Origin of the sequence: Xenorhabdus littoralis, from assembly GCF_033949345.1 — a bacterium.
GTDB classification, from domain to species: Bacteria; Pseudomonadota; Gammaproteobacteria; order Enterobacterales; family Enterobacteriaceae; genus Xenorhabdus; species Xenorhabdus littoralis.
In genome coordinates, this window is sequence record NZ_VCDP01000031.1 from 41576 (window position 1) to 49403 (window position 7828).

Annotated in this window: 7 protein-coding genes and 2 pseudogenes; 5 read left to right on the top strand and 4 right to left on the bottom strand. The window is 39.6% G+C overall.

Features of this window, described 5'->3' with window-relative positions; all coding sequences use genetic code 11:
* Positions 1-472 precede the first annotated feature (472 nt).
* From treB to FE394_RS09350, 5 genes are all read left to right on the top strand, one after another.
* Positions 473-1906 carry a PTS trehalose transporter subunit IIBC gene (gene treB, locus FE394_RS09330; RefSeq protein ID WP_319926123.1) on the top strand — a complete coding sequence of 478 codons (1434 nt, stop codon included), beginning with the start codon at positions 473-475 and terminating at the stop codon, positions 1904-1906.
* A gap of 40 nt (positions 1907-1946) precedes the next feature.
* Complete coding sequence (treC, locus tag FE394_RS09335) at positions 1947-3611, top strand: alpha,alpha-phosphotrehalase (RefSeq protein WP_319926124.1); 1665 nt, start codon at positions 1947-1949, stop codon at positions 3609-3611.
* 269 nt (positions 3612-3880) lie between these two features.
* Entirely contained in the window at positions 3881-5218 is a 1338-nt protein-coding gene (locus tag FE394_RS09340; protein ID WP_319926125.1) for a PI-PLC domain-containing protein, read from the top strand.
* A 121-nt stretch (positions 5219-5339) separates the two neighbouring features.
* Positions 5340-5819 (top strand): hypothetical protein, encoded by a 480-nt coding sequence (locus FE394_RS09345; protein WP_319926126.1) that lies wholly within the window; start codon positions 5340-5342, stop codon positions 5817-5819.
* Entirely contained in the window at positions 5820-6146 is a 327-nt protein-coding gene (locus FE394_RS09350) for a lysozyme inhibitor LprI family protein (RefSeq protein WP_319926127.1), read from the top strand. It begins immediately after the preceding gene.
* 88 nt (positions 6147-6234) lie between these two features.
* Here FE394_RS09350 and FE394_RS09355 read toward each other — a convergent pair.
* From FE394_RS09355 to FE394_RS09370, 4 genes and pseudogenes are all read right to left on the bottom strand, one after another.
* A pseudogene (locus tag FE394_RS09355) lies at positions 6235-6640 on the bottom strand (GNAT family N-acetyltransferase).
* 119 nt (positions 6641-6759) lie between these two features.
* Entirely contained in the window at positions 6760-7284 is a 525-nt protein-coding gene (locus FE394_RS09360; protein ID WP_319926128.1) for a DAPG hydrolase family protein, read from the bottom strand.
* A 55-nt stretch (positions 7285-7339) separates the two neighbouring features.
* A complete protein-coding gene (locus FE394_RS09365) occupies positions 7340-7576 on the bottom strand; it encodes a TetR-like C-terminal domain-containing protein (RefSeq protein WP_319926129.1) in 237 nt (78 codons plus the stop codon).
* Positions 7577-7591: 15 nt separating this feature from the next.
* A pseudogene (locus FE394_RS09370) lies at positions 7592-7828 on the bottom strand (TetR/AcrR family transcriptional regulator); the annotation flags it as partial.

A 7828-nucleotide genomic window follows, 5' to 3' on the forward strand; every position in this document is an offset into this window, starting at 1 on the left:
TAACTCTCCTGAGATCCCTAAAGTTTGTAAGTTCAGCATCAACAGATCTCATATTCGAAGCGGACTGAGTCCGTTGTAACGGGTTTGATGAAAAATCATTATCATTATTAATATTAGAAGTTCTTGTTCTGTATATCATGGTTAACTCCCCCTAATTTACAAATCACAACATTACAAATTTGGATGCATAACCAAACATGTATAATAAAAATCCATTAGTAACCTAAGTAACCAAAAACAACCTCACCAATAAACTTTATAAATATAAAAAAGTATTTTAATTTCAATCTAATAGCATAAAGTGTGATCCAAAACTCAAACAAAAAATATTTTCATATTAAAAAGCATGAAATCTGACTAGGATGAATCTGCTATTACTTCAGTTTATTAATTATCTCATCACGAGAGTAATCATTCTGTTAATTGCAACACTCCATTATTTATAACTCCTGCCATACCAAGGAGAAAAGGCATGAAGAAAAAACAACTAAATCAAAAGGATATTGATAAACTTATTATCCTGATTGGCGGGAAAGAGAATATCGCTTCCGTCAGTCACTGCATTACCCGCCTCAGATTCGTTCTCAATAATCCCGAAAGTGCCGACGCCAAAGCAATTGAAGAATTGCCCATGGTTAAAGGATGCTTCACTAATGCGGGACAATTTCAGGTGGTGATTGGGACGAATGTGGATGTCTATTATAAAGCTCTTCTTGAAACTACAGGGAAACAATCCGTTGATAAAGAAGAGGTTAAGCAAGCCGCTCGCCAAAATATGAAATGGTATGAAAATGCAATTTCACATTTTGCCGAGATCTTTTTCCCATTATTGCCCGCCCTTATCAGTGGTGGTTTAATTCTCGGGTTTCGTAATTTGATCGGGGATATCCCGTTCAGTGAGGGCAAACCACTCGCACAACTCTATCCTGTCTGGCAAAGCATCTATGATTTCCTCTGGCTAATCGGTGAAGCAATATTCTTCTACCTCCCTGTTGGGATCTGTTGGTCTGCCGTGAAAAAAATGGGCGGAACACCAATTCTGGGGATTGTTCTGGGGATTACGCTGGTTTCTCCACAGTTAATGAATGCTTATCTGCTTGGACAGCAAATCCCTGAAGTCTGGAATTTCGGCTGGTTTACTATTTCGAAAGTCGGCTATCAGGCGCAGGTCATTCCTTCTTTGTTAGCCGGCCTGACTCTGGGATGGATTGAGACTCGACTGAAAAGATGGGTGCCCGATTATCTCTATCTCGTGATTGTCCCTGTGACCTCTCTGCTGTTGGCAGTCTTCCTTGCACATGCTCTGATAGGCCCTGCCGGACGTGCTATCGGGGATGGCGTTGCCTGGGCAGTCAAAGGGTTAATGACAGGGAGTTTTGCCCCCATCGGAGCAGCCCTGTTCGGCTTCTTCTACGCCCCATTGGTTATTACAGGTGTACACCAGACTACTCTGGCAATCGACCTGCAAATGATCCAGAGTACCGGAGGAACCCCGATCTGGCCTATTATTGCGCTATCCAATATCGCTCAAGGCTCAGCCGTTGCCGGAATTATCTGGGCAAGTAAAAAGCAGAAAGAACGTGAGGTTTCTATTCCTGCGGCAATTTCAGCCTATCTGGGTGTCACCGAGCCTGCTATGTATGGTATCAACCTGAAATACCGCTATCCGATGTTTTGCGCAATGATTGGCGCAAGTCTTGCCGGACTTGTTTGTGGCCTCAATCATGTGACGGCTAATGGCATCGGCGTTGGAGGAATACCGGGGATTCTTTCCATAAAACCGCAGTTCTGGATGGTTTATCTCATCGCTATGCTTATTGCTATTGTTGTTCCATTGTTGCTGACCATTCTGGCTTATCGCAGAAATGAACGTAAAGCAGCCTTGACCAATGAGATAACTAATTAAATTAGTAAGAATATTAAACTAATAGGTGGCAGGTATAGTTATGACCGAACAAAAACCGTGGTGGATGGATAGCGTTATCTACCAAATTTATCCAAAGAGTTTTCAGGACAGTACCGGAAAAGGCACAGGGGATATCAATGGGATCACCCGACGGCTGGATTATTTACAGCAGCTTGGCGTGGATGCTATCTGGATCACCCCGATTTATCCGTCTCCACAGGTTGATAACGGCTATGATGTCGCCGATTACTGCGCCATCAATCCTGATTACGGCTCAATGGAAGACTTTGATAATCTGGTGCAAAACGCTCATCACCGTGGTATTCGCATCATTTTGGATATGGTTTTCAACCATACATCAACTCAACACTCATGGTTTCAGGCGGCGCAGGATCTTCATAGTCCTTATCGCCAGTTTTATATCTGGAAAGACGGTTCTGAAGGCTCCCTGCCCACTAACTGGAAATCTAAATTTGGCGGCAATGCGTGGCAATGGCATGCAGAGAGCCAGCAGTATTACCTCCACCTATTTGCAGTAGAACAGGCTGATTTGAATTGGGAGCATGAGCCTGTCCGCGCTGAGCTGAAAAAAATCTGCGAGTTCTGGGCCGATCGTGGTGTTGATGGCTTACGACTGGATGTGATTAACCTCGTTTCAAAACAGCAGGATTATCCTGATGATGATCGTGGCGATGGCCGCAGATTCTATACCGACGGCCCTCGGATACATGAGTTTCTGCAAGAAATGAGCCGTGATGTTTTCCAACCGAAGGGGTTGATGACTGTCGGTGAAATGTCTTCAACAAGCCTTGAGCACTGCCAGCATTATAGTGCTCTGGATGGAAAAGCATTATCCATGACGTTTAATTTTCATCATCTAAAAGTTGACTATCCAAATGGTGAGAAATGGACTCGCGCAAAACCAGATTATGTTGAGCTGAAAAAGATTTTCTCAACGTGGCAGCAAGGGATGCATCAAAAGGCATGGAATGCGCTCTTTTGGTGTAATCATGATCAACCCCGCATTGTTTCACGATTTGGGGACGAGCATCAGCATCATAAAACATCCGCTAAAATGCTGGCGATGGTACTGCACGGAATGCAGGGTACGCCTTATATTTATCAAGGCGAAGAACTGGGTATGACAAATCCGCACTTTGCACATATAGAAGACTATCGGGATATCGAAAGCCTGAATATGTACCAAGAGCGTATTGCAAAAGGTGTGCCTCCGGGAGAAATACTGTCAATTTTAGCGCAGAAATCCCGCGATAATGGCCGAACCCCCGTGCAGTGGGATGACTCAGTAAATGCCGGTTTTACCACAGGCACACCGTGGATTAATCCTTGTAGTAATTACTCAGAGATCAATGCCAAAACTGCGTTGCAAGATAAAGATTCTGTCTTCTATTGCTACCACGATTTGATTAGATTGAGAAAGCAGCACCCTATTCTGACATACGGTGACTACTTGGATCTGCTTCCTGAACATCCTTCATTGTGGTGTTATCTGCGTCGTTGGCAGGATCAAACCTTGCTGGTCATTGCAAATCTCAGTGATAAAACACAACTGTGGTCACCCGAGCTTTCTCTCATGCACAAGGACTGGCAGGTATTAATGAGTAATTATCAATCTTCTGCGAGTATCGAAAATGAAAGTGAAATTAAACCTTATGAAGCAATATATTTAATTTCATCGGAATAGTTTTATTTATAGACATCCATTTAACATAGTGGTTTGTTTATAAAGTGCTTTATAACTTCATGTCTCATGAAATATGAAAGGAGGCATGAAGTTATCTTAATAAAAACTTTAATATCATTAATTAAATAAAACACAAATTATAAATAAATATCACAAACCAAAAATATAAAAATTATTCGAAATTAACCTTGATATTTTCAATCTCCTGCTATAATTAAAAACAAACTCATAAAAACCATACAATAACTCTCTAAGAGGGGGTAATAATTATGTCTAACCACACAACTTTAATGCTAGTTAACACTACAAAGTCTGCTTGGAAAAAAATATATTCAGATATTCATAATATAGAAATAAGTGGTTTCCCAGAATTATTTAACTATGGAGAAATAACTCTAGTTAATATTGGTAGTGTTGATGATATTAAAAAATCCAGCTTTGATGTAAGATACCAAATAATGGACTCAGAAAATAATACTTTCTTAATACGCGGAGTATATAAAGATAAACTTGGACGATTCGATTTAGAAATGCACCTAGAAACTTTCTCCACAAGTAATCATAGTGAACAATCTGTAGTAAGCTTGGGTTGGAATCAAAGTAGAACTACCCATTTATTTCTTATGGGGGATGTTGGTAACTATATAGGACCAGACATAAATACCGAATCCTGGATGCAAGATCACCGAAATATATTAGGAGAAATGACAATACAAGGGCTTATCTTTCCAGGCTCTCATGATGCAGGAATGAGTGTGTCTACATGGAGTACTTCAGCGGTTAGCGAATGCAATACCTTAACACAATCAAATAATATCTTAGAACAATTGAAGTTGGGCGTACGATATTTTGATATCAGACCAGTCCTTAGCGATAAAGAGTTTTATACTGGGCACTACAAAAAAATACCAGTAATAGGGTGGGAAGGCGCTAATGGTGAGTCAATGGAATCTATTATTGATGGAATTAATAAGTTTACGGAAAATAATAATGAATTAATTATGATAAGGCTTGCTCACTCTCTAAATTTAGATGTAGGGTTTTTTGAGACATATCGTCCTTTTAACCAAGATGAATGGACGAATTTATTCGATTCACTAAACAAAATTAACAAATTGTATTACTATAACGATTATCAAGTAAGAGACATGTCAGCGTTAACTCTAAATACTCTAACTAATAATGGCACTCGTTCAGCTGTTCTTATTTTTCTTGATGATGAAACATTTACTATTGACTTTGGTAAGTATTCCGATAAAGGTTTTTTTTATTTTGGTAGATTAGATGTGGCTGGTGAATACTCCAATACAGATGCTTTATATGAAATGATTGAAGATCAGATGAAAAAATTGAGAAAAAATTACTTGCATTATTGTTTATTTTATTGGACATTGACTCAACAGGCAGCAGAAATAACAAGCTGCCCCCTTATTTCCTCTTATGGAATTAAAGAATCAGCGGATAGAGCAAATGATCAATTAGTCTATTATCTTTATCCAGGTTACAGCCCAGCCATATATCCCAATATTATTATTATAGATAATGTTAAAGATAAAGTACCTGCAATTTTATCTCTGGCGATAAGCTGCCATCTATATTATCGTTAGATAAACAACTGTTTTATTTATTAATATTACTCTTGTTTATAACGGGAAATATATCCCTACAATGGCATATTCATAAAATCTGTGTCATACTTTTTTTATCTCAAACGAGGAGTATGCCATTATGTTTTACTCAAAATATCTAACTTATTTGGGAGCAAGCTGTCTGCTATTATCTGCCTTTGCACAAGCACAGGCACCCTCTAAACAATTATCCTTAAACCAGAAAAAATATCTGGAAAAACAAATTAATGAACAAGTGACAGATAAGTCTGCTCTGAAAGATATCGAAAATTGGTCTGATACCAAAAAAGTCGCTGAATTTATTTGTCGCCCTTTTGCTTTACCTGTCATTAAGAAACATCACAAAGACGCTGATAAGGTTTTCCTTGGTGATGTGTCGCCAGATAGCATAAAACTGGCTCCTTCTTCTGAATTGGTCGGTATAGGGATGTACCGGACAGATGAGGGTTGGAAAGACATCCGGTTCTCCTGCAAATTGGATGCAACCGGCAAAGCACAATCATTCACGTACGAAAAAATAGTACCCCCAAGATTGCAAACTGGACCGGGGCCTGTCGTTCCTCCCCATAAGGAGAAATAAATGAAATATCTCTGGTTGATGTTGTTTCTTCTGTCGCCATTTAGTTTCGCTGCCAGTTTTGATTGTGCAAAAGCCAAAACAGCGGATGAGAAAGCCATTTGCTCCAATCAAAAACTGAATGATCTGGATGTTGAAATGAGTGTGAAATATCACTTTCTGCGAGGGTTATTTGCCATGGGAGTATCAGGTGAAATGTATGATAACCAAACTGCATGGCTGAAGCAGCGCCAGAAATGCAAGAGAGATACAGCCTGTTTAATGCAAAGTTATCACCAGCGCATTAAACAGCTTGATACATTGTATAACTCGATAGATAAACCTATTTAACAGAAAATAACGACTGGAAACTCAAGGAAGGATTTTCTTTCCTTGAGTTTGTTATAAGAAAAAAATCATATTAATGATACTGACTTAGTTATTTTATTAATTTACTTTTTTTATAAATATCTGGACGAACTATTTGCCACACACCATTTTCACGCTCAACAGGTGAATAACCAAATTTTTCATATAACCACGGAGCTGTTGAAGTCACCAACATTAATCTCCGTAAATTCTGCACAATAGGGTGAGATTGGCAACACTCCATCAGCCAACTTCCTAATTGTTGTTTCTGATATTCTTCTAATATGTAAACATCACATAGATAGCCAAAAGTAGCAAAATCTGTCACGAATCTGGCAAATCCTATTTGAATTTTATCCTCATCCAATCTTATACAATCCAAACGCCAGACTATTCTCAATAGAACGCTGTACTGTCGTGAGATCAATACCTTCCACCCAACGGCAAAGAGTAAGATATTGATGAATGGTGGTGATATCTAATAGAGATTGATCAGTTGAAACGAAATAGTTTTCTTTTTGCCAGTAATAATATTATTCCATACCTTTATTTCCTAATGCAATGAAATTTAATTGTTTTCATCTTCTATTACCGATTACCACCAATCAGGAGGTACAACATTATCGGTGTTTTCTGCGTAATAAAGCGAAGGCAATATCCGAGAAAGTGAAGCAAACTCATCGTCCCCAAAACCGCTACATCCACAAACTGCTGCGGATATCCATTTTTTTTCAAAAGCGGAAGCGACACTATTCGAAGAGAAAAAATCGGACGGATGGTGAAATTTGATTTTCGCTGCAACAGGAGGGATTTCATTCAGTGATTCAACGGCATGAATTGTGGCACCGATATAATTCTCGCCTTTCTTCCACTTATCATCCCAGCCATAATGGTGTTTATGATCGCGGGGATACCACCATTTAAGGTGCTGTGTTGTGCAGAAATAGCTGAACCACCAATTCAGCATTGCCCCTTTACAATCCATCAAATCACTTTGGCAGGCAACAACCAATCTGCCATCATTTATGCGGGTAATTCCCATTTCTAGACGTAAAGGGGCTGGATTAAGCATGTTCCCTATATCATCCAGATCCCAACGTTCTTTCAGATTTCGCGACATTTTTATTACCTTATTACATGGATTATGAGTAAAACCGGTTAGAAATATACCTCCATCAACCGACTGGCTTTAGTGGTACATTTTTGAAGATATAGTGGATAAATGGTTCCAGAATGGATGTGTCCCCGAGATTGTCAGTGAGTAAGTGAAACCAGCAAAATCCAAAGAGAGTAACCAGTATTAAATCCACGTCAGTATTCTGAGGCAATTCTCCGCTGCGAATACCGGAAAGAAAAATTTCTCGGGGCAAGGCAAAACGTCGTTGCATGAAATCTTCACGCAGCAGCGCCATGTTCTCCCTGACGTTCTACGATTCCGCAATGAAACTGCGAAATGCCTCACCACAGATAGTCCCATTCCAGAATTTCCAAAGCCCTTTAAGCAGAAACTCAATCCTTTCGCTGACTGATAAATCTTCGGGAACATGACTCTGACTCGCTTCAGACTCGTAAACTTCCGCAATCAGCTGCGCCTTGTTGGGCCACCACCGATAGATCGTAGGCTTACTTGAATTAGCCCTTTTTGGGGTCCTGCGGAATAACCC